15 protein-coding genes are annotated in these 20,509 nt (G+C 61.7%); 4 read left to right on the top strand and 11 right to left on the bottom strand.

The window, feature by feature from the left end; genetic code table 11:
• Both VJ604_RS10445 and treZ read right to left on the bottom strand, forming a co-directional pair.
• Window positions 1-483 (bottom strand): polysaccharide deacetylase family protein (locus VJ604_RS10445; RefSeq protein ID WP_518517910.1); only part of this gene is annotated, 483 nt, incomplete at its 3' end.
• A gap of 1 nt (window position 484) precedes the next feature.
• Window positions 485-2,353, bottom strand: a complete 1,869-nt coding sequence (gene treZ, locus VJ604_RS10440; RefSeq protein ID WP_324082282.1) for a malto-oligosyltrehalose trehalohydrolase — start codon at window positions 2,351-2,353, stop codon at window positions 485-487.
• 322 nt (window positions 2,354-2,675) lie between these two features.
• On the opposite strand from treZ, the gene VJ604_RS10435 reads away from it, so the two are divergent.
• Complete coding sequence (locus VJ604_RS10435) at window positions 2,676-3,629, top strand: cation diffusion facilitator family transporter (RefSeq protein ID WP_324082279.1); 954 nt, start codon at window positions 2,676-2,678, stop codon at window positions 3,627-3,629.
• A gap of 61 nt (window positions 3,630-3,690) precedes the next feature.
• Here the strand turns inward: VJ604_RS10435 and VJ604_RS10430 are convergent, their stop codons facing one another.
• From VJ604_RS10430 to VJ604_RS10420, 3 genes are all read right to left on the bottom strand, one after another.
• Entirely contained in the window at window positions 3,691-4,131 is a 441-nt protein-coding gene (locus VJ604_RS10430; RefSeq protein ID WP_324082277.1) for a ferritin-like domain-containing protein, read from the bottom strand.
• A 195-nt stretch (window positions 4,132-4,326) separates the two neighbouring features.
• On the bottom strand, window positions 4,327-4,497 hold the full coding sequence (locus VJ604_RS10425; RefSeq protein ID WP_324082275.1) for a hypothetical protein: 171 nt from the start codon (window positions 4,495-4,497) through the stop codon (window positions 4,327-4,329).
• A gap of 123 nt (window positions 4,498-4,620) precedes the next feature.
• Window positions 4,621-4,800 carry an SAP domain-containing protein gene (locus VJ604_RS10420; protein ID WP_324082273.1) on the bottom strand — a complete coding sequence of 60 codons (180 nt, stop codon included), beginning with the start codon at window positions 4,798-4,800 and terminating at the stop codon, window positions 4,621-4,623.
• 219 nt (window positions 4,801-5,019) lie between these two features.
• Here VJ604_RS10420 and ligD point away from each other — a divergent pair, with 219 nt between their 5' ends.
• Both ligD and VJ604_RS10410 read left to right on the top strand, forming a co-directional pair.
• A complete protein-coding gene (gene ligD, locus VJ604_RS10415) occupies window positions 5,020-7,686 on the top strand; it encodes a DNA ligase D (protein WP_324082271.1) in 2,667 nt (888 codons plus the stop codon).
• A gap of 136 nt (window positions 7,687-7,822) precedes the next feature.
• Window positions 7,823-7,999: a DUF1328 family protein gene (locus VJ604_RS10410; RefSeq protein WP_324082269.1), complete on the top strand. Its 177-nt coding sequence runs from the start codon at window positions 7,823-7,825 to the stop codon at window positions 7,997-7,999.
• A gap of 99 nt (window positions 8,000-8,098) precedes the next feature.
• Here VJ604_RS10410 and VJ604_RS10405 read toward each other — a convergent pair whose 3' ends face one another.
• The 6 genes from VJ604_RS10405 to VJ604_RS10380 form a co-directional block, all read right to left on the bottom strand.
• Window positions 8,099-8,971, bottom strand: a complete 873-nt coding sequence (locus VJ604_RS10405) for an ADP-polyphosphate phosphotransferase (protein WP_324082267.1) — start codon at window positions 8,969-8,971, stop codon at window positions 8,099-8,101.
• 124 nt (window positions 8,972-9,095) lie between these two features.
• The gene (locus VJ604_RS10400) at window positions 9,096-9,476 is read right to left on the bottom strand and encodes a sensory rhodopsin transducer (protein ID WP_324082264.1); all 381 of its coding nucleotides are present in this window, start codon (window positions 9,474-9,476) and stop codon (window positions 9,096-9,098) included.
• A gap of 163 nt (window positions 9,477-9,639) precedes the next feature.
• Window positions 9,640-10,671 carry an SDR family oxidoreductase gene (locus VJ604_RS10395; RefSeq protein ID WP_324082262.1) on the bottom strand — a complete coding sequence of 344 codons (1,032 nt, stop codon included), beginning with the start codon at window positions 10,669-10,671 and terminating at the stop codon, window positions 9,640-9,642.
• Window positions 10,672-10,849: 178 nt separating this feature from the next.
• The gene (locus tag VJ604_RS10390) at window positions 10,850-13,759 is read right to left on the bottom strand and encodes an FAD-binding and (Fe-S)-binding domain-containing protein (protein WP_324082260.1); all 2,910 of its coding nucleotides are present in this window, start codon (window positions 13,757-13,759) and stop codon (window positions 10,850-10,852) included.
• Between the two features lie 110 nt (window positions 13,760-13,869).
• Window positions 13,870-14,958: an enolase C-terminal domain-like protein gene (locus VJ604_RS10385; RefSeq protein WP_324082258.1), complete on the bottom strand. Its 1,089-nt coding sequence runs from the start codon at window positions 14,956-14,958 to the stop codon at window positions 13,870-13,872.
• Window positions 14,959-15,163: 205 nt separating this feature from the next.
• Window positions 15,164-16,963 (bottom strand): thiamine pyrophosphate-requiring protein, encoded by a 1,800-nt coding sequence (locus VJ604_RS10380; RefSeq protein WP_324082256.1) that lies wholly within the window; start codon window positions 16,961-16,963, stop codon window positions 15,164-15,166.
• 250 nt (window positions 16,964-17,213) lie between these two features.
• Here VJ604_RS10380 and VJ604_RS10375 point away from each other — a divergent pair, with 250 nt between their 5' ends.
• Complete coding sequence (locus VJ604_RS10375; protein WP_324082254.1) at window positions 17,214-20,177, top strand: 4Fe-4S dicluster domain-containing protein; 2,964 nt, start codon at window positions 17,214-17,216, stop codon at window positions 20,175-20,177.
• The last annotated feature ends 332 nt before the right edge of the window (window positions 20,178-20,509 follow it).

The raw sequence follows: 20,509 nt of genomic DNA, 5'->3' as shown, positions 1-20,509 counted from the left end.
GTCGACCGCGGTCTCCGCCAGCCACATCCCCTCCGGGAAGCGGCCGAAGCGCGACTCGAAATCCTTGATCCCCCAGACCACCTGGGTCCGCTTGTCGCGGAAGTTCGCCCAGGGCATGATCATGTGGTTGTAGACCTGGGCGATGGCGGAGCCGTGCCCTGAGCGCCACTCCATGCTCTGCTTGTCGGCGTCCAGGATCGCCTGGTAGACCTCCCTGGCGAAGACCGCCATCCAGGAGAGCACGGTGGGGCCGAAATTGAAGCTCATCTTGGCGTAATTGCTGGTGATATCAAGCACGCGCTGCTCCCCGTCCAACACGCGCGAGGCGGAGTTGGCGGCGTAGCATTCGGCGGTGATCCGGTCGTTCCAGTCATGGTAGGGAAAGGCGGAATCCTGTATCTCGACCGCTTCCAGCCAGGGGTTCTCGCGCGGGGGCTGGTAAAAGTGGCCATGCACGCAAACGAAACGCTGCGACTGCTCCATGTTAGCCTCCTATGTTGTTGCCGACGTACACCAGCACGCTGAAAGGGCTGATGGTGACCATCTGCTCCTTGCCCGCCTCGGCCACGATGTTGCCGGGGGTCACCGATCCTGATCCCCGCCAGTGCTGGTCCGAGGAGTCCAGCACCTTTTCCCAGCTCCCGGCCGGCAGGCAGACCGAGACATCCTCGTGCATGTTGCTGAAACTGAACATGCAGACCACCCCGTTACTTCCCGACTGCCTCCTCACGCAGAGGGTCTTCTCCTTCTGCATGCCCATCACCTCGATCCCCTCCCGCTGCATCACCTGCATGGCCGGCAGCCTGCGCAGGGAGAGGAGCTTTTTGTAGAACTCCAGGATGAGAGCCTGCTCCCCTTCCCTTTTCCGGATAAGGTCGAGCTTGCACTCCAGGAAGACCGATTCCGCACTGGGGTCCGGAATTTCGCCTTCGCAGACCCCCGAGGCATGCTCCTCGTGCTTCCCCTTGCGCACCGCATCGATCAGCTCCTGATCGGTGTGGCTGATGAAATAGTGGAACGGGGCGCGCTCGCCATACTCCTCGCCCATGAAGATGAGCGGGATGTAGGGTGAGAGGATCACCACCCCCGCCGCCAGAAGGAGCTTTTCCAGCGGCTGATTTGTGCTCAGCCGGTCGCCGCACTTGCGGTTGCCGACCTGGTCGTGGTTCTGGGCGAAGACGACGAATTTGGAGGTGGGCTGACCCTTCCCCTCGCCGCCGTAGCGGCGCCTGCGGTAGTGGGAATACTCGCCGGTGAAGACGTAGGCCTCCTGGTAGGCCTTGACCATCTGGCTGAACTGTCCGAAGTCCTCGTAGTAACCGGTGGTCTCCCCGGTCAGCAGGGTGCGCAGGGCATGGTGGAAGTTGTCGCACCACTGGGAGTCGATGCCGTAGCCGCCGATCTCGGGAGGGTTGATCAGGCGGGCGTCGTTGGTGTCGTTCTCGGCGAAGAGGAAGATCTGCCTCGCCAAAAGCTCGCGCTGGCGGCGCACCTCCTCGGAGAGGCCCAGCAGGAAATGCCGGGGGGTCATGTCGAAGATCCAATCCACGGCGTCCAGGCGCAGGGCGTCGATGTGGAATTCGTTGATCCAGTACATGGCGTTGCACATGAAGAATTCCAGCACCGGATCGCTGTAGGGGCCGTCGAAGTTGATCGCGCCGCCCCAGGGGGTGCGGTACTTGTCGGTGAAGTAGTAGCCGAATTCCCCGATGTGGTTACCTTCCGGGCCGAAGTGGTTGTAGACGACGTCGAGGATCACCGCCAGTCCCTTGCGGTGGCAGGCGTCCACGAACCGCTTCATGCCGCCCGGGCCGCCGTAGGTGTTCTGGGGGGCGAAGTGGTGCACACCATCGTACCCCCAGTTGCGGTCGCCGGAAAACTGGGAGACCGGCATGATCTCCACCGCCGAGATCCCCAGCTCCAGCAGGTAGTCCAGGAAGCCGATAGCAGCCTCGAAGGTCCCCTCCCTGGTGAAGGTCCCGATGTGCAGCTCGTAGATGCGGTACTCCTCCAGGGGAATGCCGCTCCACCCAGCATCCTGCCAGTTGAACAGGGTCGGGTCGACCACCTGGGACATCTCGTTGACGCCATTGGGTTGAAAGCGGGAGACCGGGTCCGGTCGGGGTGGCTGGTCGGCGATCTGGTAGATGTACTGGTCGCCGTCTTCCACACCGGGTACCAGCGCCGAGAAATAACCGAACTCCTCCTTTTCCATGGTTACCGTACCGACCGCTTTGCCTGACAGGATCAGGACCGACATCTTTTCCGCCCTGGGCGCCCACACACGGAAACGGGTTCCCTCGCCTTTCACCACGTTGGCACCGATATCCATCTGCCAGCCGGCCGTTACCATAGAAGCACCTCCTGTCATGCCAAGACGGTGTCTGTGAAGCCTGTGAAGGGGCAGCTCAGCGTTTAACGATACTTTATGATATACCCATGTCAACAGTCAGTCAGGCGCAATTTGCTGGCGCCGCTACCGAAGAAAAAATCGCTGTCACAGCTGGACTTTTATGACTTTGTCGCTCCAAGGGGACTCTCTTAAAGAGTGCCTTTTTTACAGGTTTGACAATGCCAGGCCGTATGGTATCTGGGTAGGTTGCGCCGCAGCCGAACCAATGAGTGCATTTTCATATTTTATGAGGTAAAGATAGCCGTGACTGAGCGGGGTAACCATGAAAAGTGGAGCCAAGAAGGTCATAATTGCCGCTTTGGCAGCCAACCTGCTGATCGCCGCCACCAAGGCGGTCGCCGCCTGGCTTACCGGCAGCTCGGCGATCCTCTCCGAGGCGATCCATTCCCTGGTTGACAGCGGCAACCAGGTGCTGCTCCTGCACGGTCGGCGGCAGGCCGCGCGGGCACCGGACGAGGAGTTTCCCTTCGGGCATGGCAAGGAGATCTACTTCTGGAGCTTCGTCGTATCGATCCTGGTCTTCTCATTAGGCTCGGGGCTTTCCCTTTTTGAAGGGATCAGCCACATTCTGAGCCCCGCCGGGATGCGCAACGTCGGGGTGAACTACACAATCATTGCAGCATCCATCATCTTCGAGGGGATCTCCTGGATCGTTTCCATCCGCGAATTCCGCAAGGCGAAAGCGGTGTCACAGAGCTACCTGGAGGCGATCCGCAAGGGGAAAGACCCCAGCATGTTTCTGGTGGTGCTGGAGGACAGCGCCGCCTTGCTCGGCCTCTTCGCGGCATTGGCCGGCATTTTCCTGGCGGAAGCGACCGGCAACCCGGTCTACGATGGGGCCGCCTCGGTCGTCATCGGACTCATCCTGGGCGGAACCGCCATCCTGATCGCCAAGGAAACCAAAGGGCTGCTGGTGGGAGAGGCAGCCTCCAGGGAGGTGATCCAGACCATCCGTGAGATCGTCAGCCACGGTGAGCACGTGGAACACGTCAACGAGGTGCTGACCCTGCACATGGGCCCCGAATATATCGTGGTGACCATCAGCCTCGATTTCGTGGACGAGGTGTCGGCCGGTGAGGTCGAACGGACGGTCCCGTTGCTTGAGGCGGAGATCAAGCGGCGGGTCCCGGAGGTGCAGAAAGTGTTTATCGAGGCGGAGGCCTGGCGCAGGCCCAAGCTGCGCAGCAAACTGCTGGAGGGGACGGTGGGAAAATGAAAGAAAGGGCCGGGATCAGAAGATCGCGGCCCTTTCTCTTACGGCATGCCGTTACCCGGGGTTAGGATTTTACGGTCTGCAGCGCTTCCCTTACGAAGGCCAGGTGGCGCTGCTCATCGGCATAGTTCTGCTGAACGATAGCGGTGATATCCACCGGGAAGTCCATCTTGCAGGCTTCCTCATACCTTGAGGTGGTCAGCTTCTCGTTCGTCTCCATCGCCTCCAGCGCGCCTTTGGTACCGGTCAGGCTCCGCAGGGCGGTGAACCCGGAGATGAGGAACCCTTTGAAATCGGAGCTGAGCTCGGGCGGTGTCCCCCCCAGTTCCAGCATCTTGGCCGACAGCAGGTCGATGTGCTTGCGGTGATCCGCCTGGAACTGGATCAGCTTGTCCTTGATCACCTGCTCGTTCACGTTTTTAATTGCCTGGTCGTAGGCATGAGTGGCGTCGACGTCCAAGTGGATCAACTTCTCGAGGTTGTTGAGAATGTCATCTCTGTTCATGGGCTACCTCCAGATTATTGAAAATTGTCTAAGGTTAGCACGCGGGTTATTTTGCTTCCTGCGGAGATTCTGCCGGACCACTAGCACTAGGTGGCCGTCTTGGCAGTACCGGCCCCAAGCGGTCGTCCTCCCTGCGCCGCTTTTATTGGGATAGCTTCCAAATCACCGATGCGGGTGCCTGCAGGTGGTGCTCCATCACTCTTCTTCCCGTATTCTCTCCAGGATCTTCCACCCGTGACCCGTCTGGTGCTCGTGATTCTCCCCTACTTCCTTCGCCATTTCCTTGCTGGCTAACCACTTGGTGATGCTGCCACATCCTGCCTTGCACTCGGGAAGGTATTCATACGCTGTGTAGTCGTGATCCATGGAAAACTCCTCCGAACTTCCCACTCCAACGACGTCGACTGCATTCCTCGCGGCACGACATGCCTGTCCACGAAAGTGGTCGGGATTCGATCCCTCCACTCTCAGGATACTGCTACTGCCAGCCTACTTGCAATCATCCATCCATAAGCAGCCGTGCTGACCGCATTGCCGGGCCTGCCCGGACTCGAAGCATTCCCGGTTCCCTTCTTTGCGCTGAATCACCCTGATCAGGTCGCTTTTTTTCATTTTTCCAACGGCAATTTCCATCTGCTGGGCGATCTCTTTGATTTCCTGTAATTTCATGTTTCTTCTCCTTTTCCTGCTCCTCGGCAGGGAGTTATTTCAACCTCTGTCACTTCGACAGGGAGTCGTTTTATTGGCACGATTTAATAATTTAGCCGTCCCGTTTCCCTTGTCAACCTGAGACAGGGAACCAATTCGGAGTAGGTACCATTCATCATTCCTGCGCGTGGCCGGGGCGAGATCAGCTGTGATAGACTGGGGCTGGAAGGAGGCTGCATCGTGAGTCTGGAGCAATACCACCGCAAGAGGGATCTCGGCAGAAGTAACGAGCCTGCCCCCAAGGCCAGGGATCGGGAACCGGTGCTGCGCTTCGTGGTTCATAAGCACGCTGCCTCGCACCTGCACTACGATTTCAGGCTGGAACTGGACGGAGTGCTGAAGAGCTGGGCCATTCCCAAGGGCCCGTCCCTGGACCCGTCCGTGAAACGGCTCGCCATGATGGTGGAGGACCACCCCTACGACTACGGGAGCTTTGAGGGGGTGATTCCCAAGGGGAACTACGGCGCCGGTGAGGTGATCATCTGGGACCAGGGGACCTATCGCGCCGCCCGTACCGATGACCATCAGCACGATGAGCAGCTGCTGAGCGAAGGGCTGCGCAAGGGGGACCTGAAATTCGTGCTGGAAGGGGAGAAGCTGAAAGGCGAGTTCGCGCTGGTGAGGATCAAGAGCGAAAACGACAACACCTGGCTGCTCATCAAGAAAAAGGACAAATTCGCCACCGAGCAGGATGTCACCTTGCAGGACCGTTCCGTGGTAAGCAACGCAACTATCGAGGAGCTCAAGGGAGGTACCGCGGCCAGGACGCCGGTAAAGGAGGGGTCAGCAGGCAGCCGGTCGGCCAGTCCTGCTGGTGCCCATCCCCCCCCGGCCGCTGCCGCGCAAGCGAGCGCGCCGGTGCCCCCCACACCAGCGGCAGGGCTCAGCAGATCGGCGGCAGGGCCCAGTAGACCGGCGACCGCGCGCAGCAAGCCGGCAGCGCCCATGCCGCACGAGGTTAGGCCGATGCTGGCGAGCTCCGCCGCGGAACCATTCGACGACCCGGACTGGCTCTTCGAGATCAAGCTGGACGGCTATCGGACGGTGGCGGAAATCAAGCAGGGCAAGGTGCTCCTGTATTCCCGCAACAACATCTCCTTCAACAAGAAATTCCCCTCCATCGTCAGCTCGCTGGAATCTATCGGCAGGGACGCGGTCCTGGACGGCGAGGTGGTAGCGCTCGACGAAAACGGCAGGTCGTACTTCCAGTTGCTGCAGAATTACCAGCGGACCGGCGAAGGGAGCATCGTCTATTACGCCTTCGATCTCCTTTACCTGGACGGGGAGGACCTGCGGGGCCTGCCTCTTGTCACCAGGAAGGAGATGCTGGCCGGCATGTTGCCCGATCTCCCCAACGTGAGGTACAGCGATCACATCCTCGAATACGGCAAGGACTTCTTCGAGCTGGCCCAGAAGAACAACCTGGAAGGGATTCTCGCCAAGAAGTCTGCCAGTCCCTACCTGACAGGAAGAAGAAGCAGAGATTGGCTGAAGATCAAGATCCGTCTCGAGCAGGAAGCGGTCATCTGCGGCTTCACCGAGCCGCGCGGCAGCCGGAGGAACTTCGGCTCCCTGGTGCTGGGGGTCTACGAGAACGAGGAACTGGTCCACATCGGACTGACCGGTGGGGGCTTCGACGATTCCGGGTTGCAGGAGATCTATGGAAAGCTGCAGCCATTGGTCCAGCAGGAATCACCCTTCAAGAAGCGGATCAAGACCGACATGCCGGTCAAATGGGTAAAGCCTGAGTTGGTCTGCGAGGTGGAGTTCTCCGAGTGGACCGACGAAGGGGTGATGCGGATACCGATCTTCCTGGGGCTGCGGGAGGACAAGGAGCCGAAGCAGGTGGTCCGGGAACTCTTCTCCGGGGCGGTGGCGGAGGTCGAAGAGGCAAGCGGAGAGGCCGCCGGAGGCGGAAAGGAGGACGAGGACGGGAAGGACCGGGTGATGGTGATCGACGGCAGGCGGCTCGAACTTTCCAATCTCGACAAGATTTTCTGGCCTGAGGACGGCTACACCAAAGGGGACGTCATCGAATACTACCGGAAGATGGCCCGTCTGATCCTTCCCCACCTGCAGGACCGGCCCGAATCGCTGTACCGCACCCCGCACGGCATAACGGAGAAAGGTTTCTTCCAGAAGGAAGCGGGAGCGCTGCCGCCCCCCTGGATGACGACCAAGGAGATTTATTCGAAGCACGTGGACAAAAACGTGAAGTTCTTCGTCTGTCAGGACGAGGCAACGCTGGTGTACATGGCGAATCTTGGCTGCATCGAGATAAATCCCTGGCTGTCGCGCATCCAGCATCTCAACAATCCCGATTACTTCGTGATCGATCTCGACCCCGAGGACATAGAGTTCGAGAAGGTGATCGAAACGGCGCTTGCCGTGCACGAAGTGTTGGAACGGGCCGGTGCCGCCAGTTTTCCGAAGACCTCAGGTGCCACGGGAATCCACATCTACGTTCCGCTTGGGGCCAAGTACGACTACGAAACGGCGGAGAAGTTCGCCAGGATCGTGGCAGAGCTGGCGCACCGAAAAGTGCCGGATTTCACCAGCCTGCTGCGCAGCCCGTCCAAGCGGCAGCAAAAAGTCTACCTGGATTTCCTGCAAAACAAGGCAGGGCAGACCCTGGCCGCCCCCTACAGCATCCGGCCGAGGCCGGGGGCCACCGTCTCCACGCCGCTTGGCTGGGAAGAGGTGAAACCGGGGCTGCATCCCTCTCAGTTCACCATAAAGAACATCTTTCAGCGGGTGGAGCGGCTCGGGGACATTTTCAGCGGGGTATTGGGACCGGGCATCGACATCGAAGCCTGCATCGAAAACCTGGAGAGAAAATCGAGATGACCGCAACTGGTCCAGCTATAACAATTTAATATCATTACATATTTTTCCGTGACACCGATCAATTCACGCTATCAACGGTATGTGCTCCATGCTATACTGGCGTTAGTAACAAGTCACAGGTAGGAGGTGAACCATTATGTTACGTTGGGCGCTGATATTCTTCATCATCGCAATCATCGCCGCGTTCTTCGGGTTCGCCGGGGTGGCCACTGCGGCGGCAAGCATCGCGAAACTGCTATTCTACCTCTTCATCGCGATCGCCGTAATTATGCTGATAGCTGGGCTGCTGGCCGGGCGAAGCATCACCCGATAACGACTTACCTAACAGAGACCTTGAATACCATAGGCGGCCAAACATCGGCCGCCTTTTTCGGTTTTATCCCCTTACCACTTGCTTTATCAACCGAACTCTCTACTCCTTTTCCAGCTGCTTCCGGATCTCCGCCAATTCTTTTTGGCGCTCCTCGCTCGCCTCCGGGTAACTCATCTTCAGATCTTTCAGAGTGTCGAGAATCACCTGCGACACTATCAGCCTGGCGTTCTTCTTGTCATCGGCCGGCACCACGTACCAAGGTGCGTGCTTCGTGCTGGTTGCGCTCAGACATTTCTCGTAGGCGTCCATGTATTGCTTCCAGAAACTTCTCTCCTCCAGGTCGGCCTGCGAAAACTTCCAATTCTTTTCGGGATTGTCGATCCGCTCCAGGAAGCGCTGCCTCTGTTCCTCCTTGGAGATGTGCAGGTAAAACTTGATGATGTGCGTGCCATTTCGGTGCAGGTGGGTCTCGAGGTCGAGGATGGAGCGATAGCGGTCGCGCCAGATATCCTTATCGTTGGTGAGATGGTCCGGCAGGCTCTCCGCGTTAAGCAAATCCGGATGTACCCGGACGATCAGCACCTCCTCGTAGTAGGAGCGGTTGAAAATACCAATCCGCCCACGCTCGGGAAGACGAACCACGCCGCGCCAGAGGAAATCGTGCCACAGCTCCTGCCCGCTTGGGTGCTTGAAGGAGTACACCTCGCACCCCTGCGGGTTGATGCCGGACATCACGTGCTTGATGGCGCTGTCCTTGCCGCCGGCGTCCATAGCCTGGAATATGAGTAGCAACGACCAACTGTTGTTGGCGTACAAGAGCGCCTGCAACGCGCTTAGCCGCTGGGTGTGGTCGTCCAGTAGCTCCTGGTACTTCTCCTTGGAGCCGTAGAAAGGGTCCACCAGGGTGGGAAGCTTCTTGAGGGAGACGTTCTGGCCGGGCTTTACCTTGAAATCTTTCGTCTTGATTTTCATCTCTCCACCAGCCTACTCATTGGAATCCCCCGTCCTCGGGCGGGAGGAAGGAGTTCGCGGCAGCCCCCAACCGACTGAGACGGCGGTGATACCGGAACTTCCACGCCTTCGAGTATACCAGCAGTCAGTCCCCCGGAAAGGCTACGGTCGTTATCAGCGCCGTCTCCGCCTGCCTGGAATCCAGGCGCGTGTGCTGGACCACGATGGGGATGTCGGAGTCGATGGTGCAGGCGTAATCGACACCTTTCGGGATGGGCTCAGGGTCGGTCAGGTTGTTGAACCTGAGGTGCAGGGTACGCCGGGCGGGGACGGTTACCCGGTAGGGCCCGGCCGGGTCCCGGTCCTTGAAGAAAATGGTCAACTCAACCTGGGCGTCCTCATTGCTGGTGTTGAGCAGACAAGCGGTTTCATGGCTGGCCATCTCCGGTTCCGGCCCGTGGCTCCAAGCGGGGATGTACCCTTCCGCGATGGCCCAGTGTTTTCTACCGATTATGGTATCCGCCATAACTGTAGCCTCCAGTAATGTGTGTCCGTCGGTACCCTCTTTCCCCATTCGCTCCTTTTTTACCGTTGCCGGCTTCCCTCACCCCTGCCCCTCTCCCGGGGGGCGAGGGGAGGATTAAACTCAGAGGGCACTTTCTGGCATCCCCTCCCCTTCAAGGGGAGGGTCAGGGTGAGGATGGGTTTGTCACCCGCAGGCGCCTCTTCCCCACCATGAACGCCGCCGCGGCCGCTACTCCGGCTGCAGCAAGGCCCACTCCCCACCATTTGCGCTCCGTCATCCAAAGCTCAGGGCTCTTGTCACGCGCTCGGGCGTCGAACTCCCCGTGGGTGCCGTAAGGGCCCGGGACCGGATGCCACAGGTTGTCGGGGCGGTCTTTCCTCTCCGGTTGGTCGGTCTGCTGTGCATCGTACCCTTTGCCGCTCAGGTAGCGGTCCAGCAACCCCGGAATGAAGCGGTTACCCCACATCGCCTTCACCGTCGACATCCCGACGTAGAGTTCCCGGCGCCGGTGATGGGCGGCCCAGATCACCGCATCCGCCGCCACCTCCGGCTGGAAGATGGGAGGGACTGGCTGCGGCTTGTTGGGAAGGCGTGATTTGACCCAGCTGAACTGCGGGGTGTTGAGCGCCGGCATCTGGACCATGGTGAGGTGCACCTTGCTCTTGTCATGGCGCAACTCGCAGCGGATGGAGTCGGTGAATCCCCGGATGCCGTGCTTTGCGCCGCAGTATGCCGACTGCAGCGGGATGCTGCGGTCGGCAAGCGCGGAGCCGACCTGCACGATTACCCCTTGGTCGCGCGGGAGCATTCTGCTCAGGGCCGCTGAGGTGCCGTAGACCGTGCCGAGATAGGTCACCTCGGTCACCCGCTTGAACTCCTCGGCGCTGATGTCCTTGAAACTGGCGAAGACGCTGGTCATGGCGTTGTTGACCCAGATGTCGATGGGGCCGAACTGGTCCTCCACCTGCGATGCCGCATGCTCGACCTGCTCGGGACTCGCCACGTCGGCCACCAGCGGCAGTGCCGAGCCGCCGAGTTCCTCCACTTCCCTCTTGACCGTCTCAAGACGTTCCCGGTCGCGGGCTATGAGGCCTATCCTCGCCCCCTCACGTGCGAAGGCGTGCGCGATGGCCCGCCCGAGCCCCGCCGAAGCACCGGTCACCACTATCGTTTCTCTCTTTCCGGAAGGAGTCATAGTCTCACCTCGCCCTGTAATCTTCCCTAGATGTGCTTAGCCAGCCAAAACAGCCGTTCACCCTGAGCTTGTCGAAGGGCGTGAAGCTCACACGGCAGATGAAGACTGAGAAAGCTGGCACTGATGCTTCGACAAGCTCAGCACGAACGGCCCAGCCTTTCCAAGGTGATCGGTTACTTCATTGTTCCTTGGCCCGCTTGAAGGCCATTTGCAGAAATTCCGCCAGATGGATCGCCTTCCTGTTGGTCCCCTGCATGATCTGGGTCCGGCAGCTGAAGCCGTCCGCGATGATGAAGGTGTCCGTCGCGGCGCCCCTTACCGCCGGCAGGAGGTTCATCTCGGCTATCCTCATGGAGATCTCGTACTTGTCCTTTTCGAATCCGAAGGAGCCGGCCATGCCGCAGCAGCCCTGCTCCGGCTCCTCGAACTCGACCCCCATCTTCCTCAGCACCTCCCGTTCGGCACCCGCCTTGAGCACCGCTTTCTGGTGGCAGTGGCTCTGCAGGAGGGCTTTCGCCTTGAATTGCGGGGCCTCCAGTTCCTCCTTCTCCATCCACTCCGCCAGCAGCAGGGCGAGTCTGGTCAGCCTTTTCCCGTCCTCGTGGGTCGGCATCAGGTCCGGCAGCTCGTCCCGGAACACCGCCGCCGTACTCGGCTCCAGGATCACCACCGGGATCCCCTGCCGCACGTACGGGCTCAGCAGCTCGACCGTCTTCAGGACGCCGCGCAGGGCGTAGTCGATCATGCCGTAATCCATCGGTGGCCGCACCGCCGGCGGGCGCTCCTCGGGCACGATGACGCTGTAGCCGAAGTGCTCCAGCACCTCCAGCGCCGCTTTGAGCGCCTCCGGAAAGAAACAGTCGTTGAAGATGTCCGGGTAGAGAACGACCTTGCGGCTTCCCTCCCGTTTCTTCTCCTGGCTCCCGTACCAGGAGGTGAAGGTTTCCGTCGCGAAGACCGGCATGGCGCGCTCTCCCGCAATGCCGCCGATCTCCTTGATAACCGTGCTGAAGAAGGGGGCATGGGAGAAGAAGTTGGCGATAGCCGGCATCTTGGCTCCCAGCCGCCCCCAGATGCCGAAAAGGCCCATGGAATAGGCGGCCAGCGGCCGCAAACGGTGGCGGTAGTAATGCGATAAAAACTCCGCCTTGTAGCTCGCCATGTCCACGTTGACCGGGCACTCCCCTTTGCACCCCTTGCAGGAGAGGCAGAGCTCCAGCGCCTCCAGCACCTCCTTGCTTTTCCAGCCGTCGGTGACGAAGTCCTGCCTGAACATCTCGAACAGGACCCGGGCCCGGCCCCGGGTGGTATGCAGCTCGTCACGGGTCGCCAGGAAGCTCGGGCACATGAAAGCGTCGTGGGTCCTTCGGCAGTTGCCGACCCCGGCGCAGCGAAGCGACGCGGTGGCGAAGCTCCCCTGGTCGCTGGGGAAGCGGAAGTGGGTCTCGGGCTGCATCGGGTTGTAGTCGGTTCCCAGCCGCAGGTTCTGGTCGGGCAGGTACGGGTCGACGATCTTGCCTGGATTCATCTTCCACTGAGGGTCCCACAGCGCCTTGAACTGCCGGAAGGCTTCCATCAAATTGCTGCCGAACATCTTGGGCAGGAAAATCGCCTTAGACTGGCCGTCGCCGTGTTCGGCCGAAAAGGAGCCGCCGTACTTCACCACCAGGTCGGAGGCCTTGTCGATGAAGGACATGAAATTGCTGACCCCTTCGTGGGTGGCGAGTTCGAAGGAGATGCTGCAGTGGATGCAGCCGTCGCCGAAATGACCGTAGAGAGAGGCGATCAGGTGGTAGTCGTCCAAAAGCTTCTTGAACTCGCGCAGGTAGTCCCCCAGTTTGTCGGGAGGCACCGCTGCGTCCTCCCAGCCCGGCCAGCTCAGGGGAAGTCCCGGCACGTTGGCGGTGGCACCCAGTCCGGATTCCCGGATCTCCCACATCCTCTTCTCTTCCTTGGGGTCGGTGAAGAGCTTCACGGGGGGCGGGTTCTTTACCTTGGATAAGGCATCCATCGCCCGCTTGGCCTTGTCGTCAGCCTCCTCCTTGGTGTCGCCTCCGAACTCCGCCACCAGCCACCCCTTCCCTTCCGGCAGCAGGGTGAGGTCTTCCAGGTGCTCGCCCATCTTCTTCATGAAATCGACCAGCAGGTCGTCCAGCCCCTCCAGCGCGATCGGCTTGAACTTGAGGAGATCGGGGATGTGGTCGCCGGCGCTGTAGACGTCGGGATAGCCGACCACCAGCACGGAGCGGGCGGGGGGGCTGTGCACCAGACGCACCTTGGCCTCCAGGACGGTGACCAGGGTCGACTCGCTGCCGACCAGTGCGCGCGCCACGTTGAAGCCGTTCTCCGGCAACAGCTCGTCGAGGTTGTAGCCGGAGACCCGGCGCGGGATCTTCGGGTAGCGGGCGCGAATCTCCTTCTCGTAGCGGTCCCGGATCTGCTTGAGCCCGGCGTAGATCTCCCCGCGCCGCCCCCCTTCCGCGATGATCGCCTTCAGCTCGCTCTCGCTGGTGGGGCCCACCGTCATCCGCACGCCGTCGTAGGTGACCACCTCCATCTCCAGGATGTTATCGACCGTCTTACCTGCCATCACCGAATGGGTGCCGCAGGAATTGTTGCCTATCATCCCCCCCAGAGTGTTGTGATTATGGGTGGCCGGGTCCGGGCCGAAGGTGAGGTGGTACTGCTCCGCCTGATCCCTCAGGTGGTCCAGTATCACCCCCGGCTCGACCCTCGCCCACCCCTGCTCCGGATTGATCTCCAGCACCCTGTTCAGGTACTTGGAATGATCGATCACCACCGCCAGGTTGCAGGTCTGCCCGCACAATCCGGTGCCGCCGCCGCGGGAGACCACAGGAGCGCCGTGACGGTGACAAATCTGCAGGGTGTTGACGACTGCGTCGCGGGTCTTGGGTACCACCACGCCGATCGGGATCTTCCGGTAGTTGGAGGCGTCCGTCGAATAGACGGCCCGGTAGGTGGAGTCGAAATGCACCTCCGCCTCCACCGAATATTTCAGATCCGCCTCCAGCGATCCCGGATTCAGCTTCTCGTGGACGAATTCCTCGCTCTCCTCAGGTCGCGGCATAACCGGCTCCTTCAGCATGCTTCGACATCCGGTATGGCACCCCCGCGCGGGTCGGTGGTGTCCGTTTGGTTTTTTTCACATCTCCTTGCTCTCCCCTAAAGGGGCGAGGGTTAGAGTGCGAAACTCCTTGCCTCCTCTTCCCTTAACTCCAGCCCTAACCCCGGCCGGCTTCTGTTCGGCTGCAACAGGCCATGCACCGGCTCGATGAACCCTTCGAAGAGCATCTTCTCGATACGGACATGGTCGTGAAAGTACTCCAGGTGGCGAACGGCGGGGGCGGCGCAGCAGGGGTGGATGTGCAGGGATGGAGCGCAGTGGGAAGAAAGCGGCACCTGGAAACCCTCGCAAAGAGTGGCCGCCTGTAGAAATCCGGTGATTCCGCAACGGGTGGCGTCTGCCTGCAGGACATCCACCGCGCCGTACTCGAGCACCCGCTGGAAATAGCCCAGGTCGAATCCGTACTCTCCGGACGAGGTCTCCATGCCTGCGGGTGCCGCGTCGGTAACCATCCGCAGCCCTTCCAGGTCGTGGTGGACCACCGGCTCCTCGAACCACGACACCCCCTGGGCCTGCATCACTTCCGCCATGGCCAACGCCTGCTTTCTGCCATACCCGCCATTGGCATCCACGAACAGCTCAGCCTCCTTGCCGATGGCCTCACGAGCAGACCTGACCCTGGTTGGGTCCGCCTTGGCATCCCTGCCTATCTTCATCTTGACCCGCATGATCCCCTGGGAAACCCAGCCCGCCAGCTGCCTTTGCAGCTCCTGGATCGTGTAGGAGGTGAAGCCGCCGCTGCCATAGGCAGGGACTGCCTCCCGCGCCCCCCCCAAGAGGTCCACCAGGGAGACCTCCAGGAGCTTCGCCTTGAGGTCCCACAGCGCCGTGTCCAGCGCGGAGACCGCCATCATGCCGATCCCCGATTCGCCGAGGTTTCTGAGGGCGCCGGCCAGAAGCTGCCAGCAGCCGGGAATATCGCAGGGATTGCGCCCCATCAGGACCTCTGCCAGCTTCCCCTTGATGACGGTGGCAGCAGCCGCGTCGGCGTAGGTGTAGCCGACCCCCCTGGCGCCCCCGGCAAAAAGATGCGCCACGACCAAGGTCGTGGCGTCCCAGGAGTAGGTCCCATCCGATTCCGGCCGTTCGGTCGGAATCCGGTAGGCCTGCACCTCTACCCGCTCGATAGTGCTTACCTTCATATACCCCCTCGGTCAGCTGCTCAAAGCTCACTGCCTATGCTCCCTCTTCATAAAGGGGGCCCGGCCGGATGCTTTTAGTCCCCTCTCCCGAAGGGGGAGTGTTAGGGAGGGGGAACGCTGCTTGCCATTGGATGGAGCCCCGTGTTTCGGGGCTGTGCTCCCCCCACCCAGCCTCCCCCCTTCGGGAGGAGGAGCTGTCGGACCTCTACTTCTCTTTGCGTTCGCTCCTGGAAAGGAAGGTGGACATCATCTGCTTCGCCGACTGGCTCACGATGCCGCCCAGGTTGGGATCGCCTTTGAACAGAGAGCTCAGAAACCCCTTGGCCTGTTCAAAGGTTATGTGCGGCGGCAGCGGCGGCACGTCCGGGTCGCAGTGGGCGTCGATCACCACCGGCCGCTCTGCCGCGAGCGCCACCGTCCAGGCAGGCGCGATCTGATCGGGGCTGTTCAGCTCGATCCCCTCCAGCCCCAACAGCTCGGCGTAACGCGCGTAGGGGAAGGAGGGGACGTCCTGGGAGCCGCTGAACTTGGCATCGCCGTTCATGACCCTCTGCTCCCAGGTGACCTGGTTCAGGTCCTGGTTGTTGAGCACCAATATCACCAGGTTCGGGTTACTCCAGCTCTTCCAGTTCTTGGCGATGGTGATCAGGCCGTTGATCCCCTGCATCTGCATGGCGCCGTCGCCGACCATGGCGATCACCGGGCGGTCCGGATGGTTGATTTTCGCCGCTATGGCGTAGGGGACGCCGGGGCACATGGTGGCAAGCCCGCCCGAGAGCGAGGCCATCATGCCGGGCCGCACCTTCAGGTCCCGCGCGTACCAGTTGGCGGACGAGCCCGAGTCGCAGGTCAGGATGCAATTATTGGGGAGCCGTGAGGAGAGCTCCCAGAACAGCCGCTGCGGGTTGATGGGATGTGCCGGCAACATGGCGCGCGCCTCCATGATCTCCCACCACTCGCGCACGTTCTTTTCGATCCCCTCCCGCCATCCCCGGTCCCCCTTCCGCTGCAGCAGCGGGACCAGCGCCCTCAGGGTCAGCGTCGCGTCGCCCTGCAGGTTCACCTCCATCGGGTAGCGCAGGCCGAGCATGCGGGGGCTGATGTCGATCTGCACGCCCCTCGCCTGCCCTTCCTTGGGGAGGAACTCGGAATAGGGGAAGCCGCTCCCCACCATCAGCAGGGTGTCGCAATCCATCATCATCTCGTAACTGGGCTTAGTGCCGAGCAGGCCGATACCACCGGTTACGAAGGGAAGATCGTCGGCGATGGCCGCCTTCCCCAACAGTGCCTTGGCTACCCCCGCTCCCAGCATCTCGGCGACCACCGCAATCTCTTCAGAGGCACCCAGCGCACCGGCACCGACCAGCATGGCCACCTTCTTGCCGGCGTTTAGTATCTCCGCCGCCTTGCGCAGATCATCGCGGTTGGGGAGGACGTCGGGCCTGGAGAAGCCGAGCCCGGTAAAGGTGGTGCCGTGCTTGCGGTCGGGAGAGGTGACGGCGTCCAGCTCCTGGACGTCGTTGGGGAGGATGATGCAGGTCACCGTCCGCTCGGCCAGCGCGATACGGATGGCGCGGTCGACAAGCTGGCGGATCTGCGATGGGTTGCTCGCCATGTGCACGTAGTGACTGGCAACGTCCTTGAACAGCGAGATCAGGTCGACTTCCTGCTGGTAATCGGCGCCCAGGGCCGAAGTTGCCTGCTGCCCGATGATGGCCACCACCGGCTGGTGATCCAGCTTGGCGTCGTAGAGGCCGTTCAGCAGGTGGATGGCGCCCGGACCGGAGGTGGAGATGCAGATGCCGACCTCGCCGGTGAACTTGGCGTGGGCGCAGGCCATGAAGGCCGCCTCTTCCTCATGGCGGGCCTGCACGAAGGCCACCTTCTCCTTCTCGCGGCTCAATGCTCCCATCACGCCGTTGATGCCGTCACCAGGAAAACCATAGACCCGGCGCACTCCCCAGTCATAGAGTCGCTGTACCAGATAATCGCTGGTTGTTGTCATGCCGTTCCCCTCTTAAAAAGTTAGTTATTTTTAATTTTAAGCTAGAAGTCTATGTCGAGGGTCTGCTTTGTCAACCGGTGCCCTTTTTTTTGCTGGCGATTGACATGAGCTTCAACCCTGTTACTACAAAGGAATGTTTTTTCTGTGAGACCTTCGCCCTCCTCACCTCTCTTGTGTCATTGTTTGCTGTTGCGATGCCTGCCGTCAGGATTCACCTGTGTGAAAGTCCGCTCGTTGCCGGAGACAGCCGATGTCCAAGATGTCCAGACGTGCATTTCTGTGGTTCGCAGGCGGCAGCGGCTTCGCCATCGCCTCCAACGAGCCGCGGAAATTGATAAACAAGCTGATCCCGCAGGTGATACCACCGGAGTACATCCGGCCGGGGGAATGGGATTTTTTCGCCACCACCTGCCGGGAATGCCCGGCGGGCTGCGGCATGCACGTGTGGCACCGGGACGGCAGGGCCACCAAGGCCGAGGGAAACCCTCAGCATCCGGTGAACCGGGGCGGGTTATGCGCGCGCGGGCAGTCGGCACTGCAGGGACTCTACGACCCGGACCGGCTCCAGCAGGTGATCTATCGCCCGAAGGGAGGGGGCGAGAGGACGTCATCATGGCAAGAGGCGTTTTCCGCCATCGCAGCCCGAGTCTCCGCCGGCGGGAACGTCGTGGTCATCTCCAACCTGCAGACGGGGTCCCTGGCCGAGATCATGAAAGGCTTCGCCGGAGCCTTCGGCTCCAACAGGGTCCTCTTCTACGAACCTTTCAACTACGAAGCGCTACGCAGCGCCCACCAGCAGTTTTTCGGGCTCCCCGTCGTCCCCAGCTACCACCTCGAACGCAGTGACTTCATCCTGAGCCTCTCAGCCGATTTCCTGGAAACCTGGATCTCCCCGGTGGAGTTTGCCCGCGACTTCGCCGACCTGCACTCCTACCAGGGGGGCTCCCGCATGAACCGGATGGTCTACGTCGGACCGCGTCTCTCAATGACGGCGGCCAACGCCGACACCTTCCTGCAGGTTCCGCCCGGCTACGAACGGGTGGTCGTCGCCTCCATGCTGAAGATCATGATGGACAAGGGGGGGCTCAAGAACGATATCTCCGGCGCCAGAGCGGCCGTCGAGGCATTGTTTTCCCAGGCAGGACCGGTGCCGGGGCTTTCGCAGCAGGCACTGGAAGAGGTGACCCGCACCTTTGCCTCCGCGCGAGCACCACTGGTTCTGGCCGGACCGGTGGGAGGCAAGGGACCCGTCGCCACCGACACCGCCCTGGCCGCCTCGCTGCTCAATCACGCGGTCGGCGCCGTCGGCAACACGGTCGACTTCTCCCGCCCGCACGCACTCAGCAACACAGCCCTGGAGGCGGAGGTGGACGCCGTCTTCAATTCGCTGGGCCCCCAGGACATCGTCTTCGTCCACGACAGCAATCCCGGCTACACCCGGGCAGCGGCGGCCAGCCAGTTGAGCCGCGCCGGCATGGTGGTTTACCTCGGCACCATGATGGATGAGACCGCGCACAAGGCCCAGTGGGTACTCCCGATCGACTTCCCGCTGGAGAGTTGGGGCGAGTACCAGCCGTCGGCGGGGATAGCGGGTCTCATGCAGCCCACCATGGGACGCCTTTACGACACCCGGTCGGCTGGCGACATCTTCCTGACCCTGGCGGCACAGGCGGGTAGGCCGCTGACCAGCGGGCCGGGCGCCGCCCCCCAAAACTTCGAGAGCTGGCTGAAGAGACGCTGGAGCGGGTTGAGCTCCGCGGCTCTGGGCGGCGGTGGATTGAGCAGCGGCGGGACGAGCTCCGCCGGGATGGCCGGCAGCGGGGATGATCCGTGGACGGTGGCGCTCAGAAACGGCGGGGTCTGGCAGAGTAACCGCGGGACAGGCGCGGGTGGCGCCAGGGCTGCGGCGCCTGGTTCGGTGAAGTTTTCAGCTCCCGCAGCCGCAACGCGCCCGGCAACGGATCAGGCACAGCTTTGGCTCTGGTCCTCCCCGATGGCCTTCGACGGCAGGTACGCCAACCGCGGCTGGATTCAGGAAGCGCCGGATCCGACCACCTTCATCGTCTGGGGCAACTGGATCGACCTGCATCCCAAGAAGGCGACGGCCCTCGGCCTCTGCGACGGCGACCTTGCCGAGCTTCGCACCGGAGCCGGTGTGCTGCGAGCTCCGGTCCGGGTCTCCAATGACGTCCATGAACAAGTGGCGGCCATCTCATTCGGCCACGGGCACCAGACCATGGGGGCCAACGCGGACCGCATCGGGGCCAACGCCTTCCTCCTGCTGGGGGCGCCGCAGCAGGGAGAGATGTTCGGCTCCTGCCGCATCCGTCGGGTCTCGGAAAGCTTCCCCACCCTGCTCACCCGCACCACCATCTCCCGGGAGCAGTACAACCGCGAGGTCGTCCAGTGGGTCCCGCTCTCCAAGCTGAGTAGGATGCAGCCGGGGGACGGGGACAAGCTGGTCCTCCCGCTCCCGGAAGGGTACCGCAAAGACAAGGACCTCTACCCCAAACGCGGCTACAACAAGCACCGCTGGGGGATGGTCATCGACCTGCAGCGCTGCATCGGCTGCGGCGCCTGCGCGGTCGCCTGCTACGCGGAGAACAACATCTCCGTGGTCGGCAAAGAGAAGGTCGGCTCGGGGCGCGAGATGGCTTGGCTGCGGGTCGCTCCCTACCGGAAGGAGAACAGCCATCGCTACAGCTGGCTCCCGCTGCTCTGCCAGCACTGCGACGCCGCCCCCTGCGAGCCGGTATGCCCGGTATTCGCGGCCGTGCACAACGAGGAGGGGCTGAACGCGCAGATCTACAACCGTTGCATCGGCACCCGCTACTGCTCCAACAACTGCCCGTACAAGGTCCGTCGCTTCAACTGGATCAACATCGTCTGGAAAAAGCCACTGGACCTCCAGCTCAACCCGGAGGTGACCGTGAGGACGCGCGGGGTCATGGAGAAGTGCACCTTCTGCGTGCAACGCATACGGCAGGCGGAGTACCGGGCCGTGCGCGAGCGGAGGAAGATAGCGGACGGCGAGATCCAGCCCGCCTGCGCCCAATCCTGTCCGGCCAGGGTCTACACCTTCGGCGACCTCTTGGACCCGAACTCCCAGGTGAACATGCTGATGCTGAGCGATCCGCGCCGCTACCACCTGCTGGAGGATCTGAACACCAAGCCGGCGGTGACTTTCCTGCGAAGGGTGGACATCGACGCCTAACACTCTTCCCTAAATCCCCTCTCCCGAAGGGGGAGGGCCAGGGAGGGGGAGCTTGGCTGCATTTCAAGGCTGCCTGATCATCGATTGCGACAGAGCTCCCCCCTCCCAGCCTCCCCCCTTCGGGAGGAGGAGCCGTCGGACAGTAGCTAGACCGAAGCAACAAGGTGCAGCCTCTAAACAACCGCCCCCTCGCGTCACGCCCCCTCCCCTTCAAGGGGAGGGACGGGGTGAGGATGGGATTCATCGGACGAAACATCAGCAGCGCATATCGGGGGTCCCGGTGGCAGAGCTGAAATACGGTGAGATAAACGACGACGTACTGAGCGCCATGC

The sequence above is a fragment of the Geomonas sp. genome (assembly GCF_035254065.1).
Taxonomy (GTDB): Bacteria; Desulfobacterota; Desulfuromonadia; order Geobacterales; family Geobacteraceae; genus Geomonas.
This window is presented reverse-complemented; position numbering and strand designations above follow the sequence as displayed.

Coding starts and splice junctions, on each gene's coding strand:
- VJ604_RS10390 (WP_324082260.1), bottom strand. CDS start 13,759: ATGCCGCGACCTGAGGAGAGCGAGGAATTCGTCCACGAGAAGCTGAAT.
- VJ604_RS10435 (WP_324082279.1), top strand. CDS start 2,676: ATGAAAAGTGGAGCCAAGAAGGTCATAATTGCCGCTTTGGCAGCCAAC.
- VJ604_RS10430 (WP_324082277.1), bottom strand. CDS start 4,131: ATGAACAGAGATGACATTCTCAACAACCTCGAGAAGTTGATCCACTTG.
- VJ604_RS10375 (WP_324082254.1), top strand. CDS start 17,214: ATGTCCAAGATGTCCAGACGTGCATTTCTGTGGTTCGCAGGCGGCAGC.
- VJ604_RS10405 (WP_324082267.1), bottom strand. CDS start 8,971: ATGAAAATCAAGACGAAAGATTTCAAGGTAAAGCCCGGCCAGAACGTC.
- VJ604_RS10420 (WP_324082273.1), bottom strand. CDS start 4,800: ATGAAATTACAGGAAATCAAAGAGATCGCCCAGCAGATGGAAATTGCC.
- VJ604_RS10380 (WP_324082256.1), bottom strand. CDS start 16,963: ATGACAACAACCAGCGATTATCTGGTACAGCGACTCTATGACTGGGGA.
- VJ604_RS10385 (WP_324082258.1), bottom strand. CDS start 14,958: ATGAAGGTAAGCACTATCGAGCGGGTAGAGGTGCAGGCCTACCGGATT.
- treZ (WP_324082282.1), bottom strand. CDS start 2,353: ATGGTAACGGCCGGCTGGCAGATGGATATCGGTGCCAACGTGGTGAAA.
- VJ604_RS10395 (WP_324082262.1), bottom strand. CDS start 10,671: ATGACTCCTTCCGGAAAGAGAGAAACGATAGTGGTGACCGGTGCTTCG.
- VJ604_RS10400 (WP_324082264.1), bottom strand. CDS start 9,476: ATGGCGGATACCATAATCGGTAGAAAACACTGGGCCATCGCGGAAGGG.
- VJ604_RS10425 (WP_324082275.1), bottom strand. CDS start 4,497: ATGGATCACGACTACACAGCGTATGAATACCTTCCCGAGTGCAAGGCA.
- VJ604_RS10410 (WP_324082269.1), top strand. CDS start 7,823: ATGTTACGTTGGGCGCTGATATTCTTCATCATCGCAATCATCGCCGCG.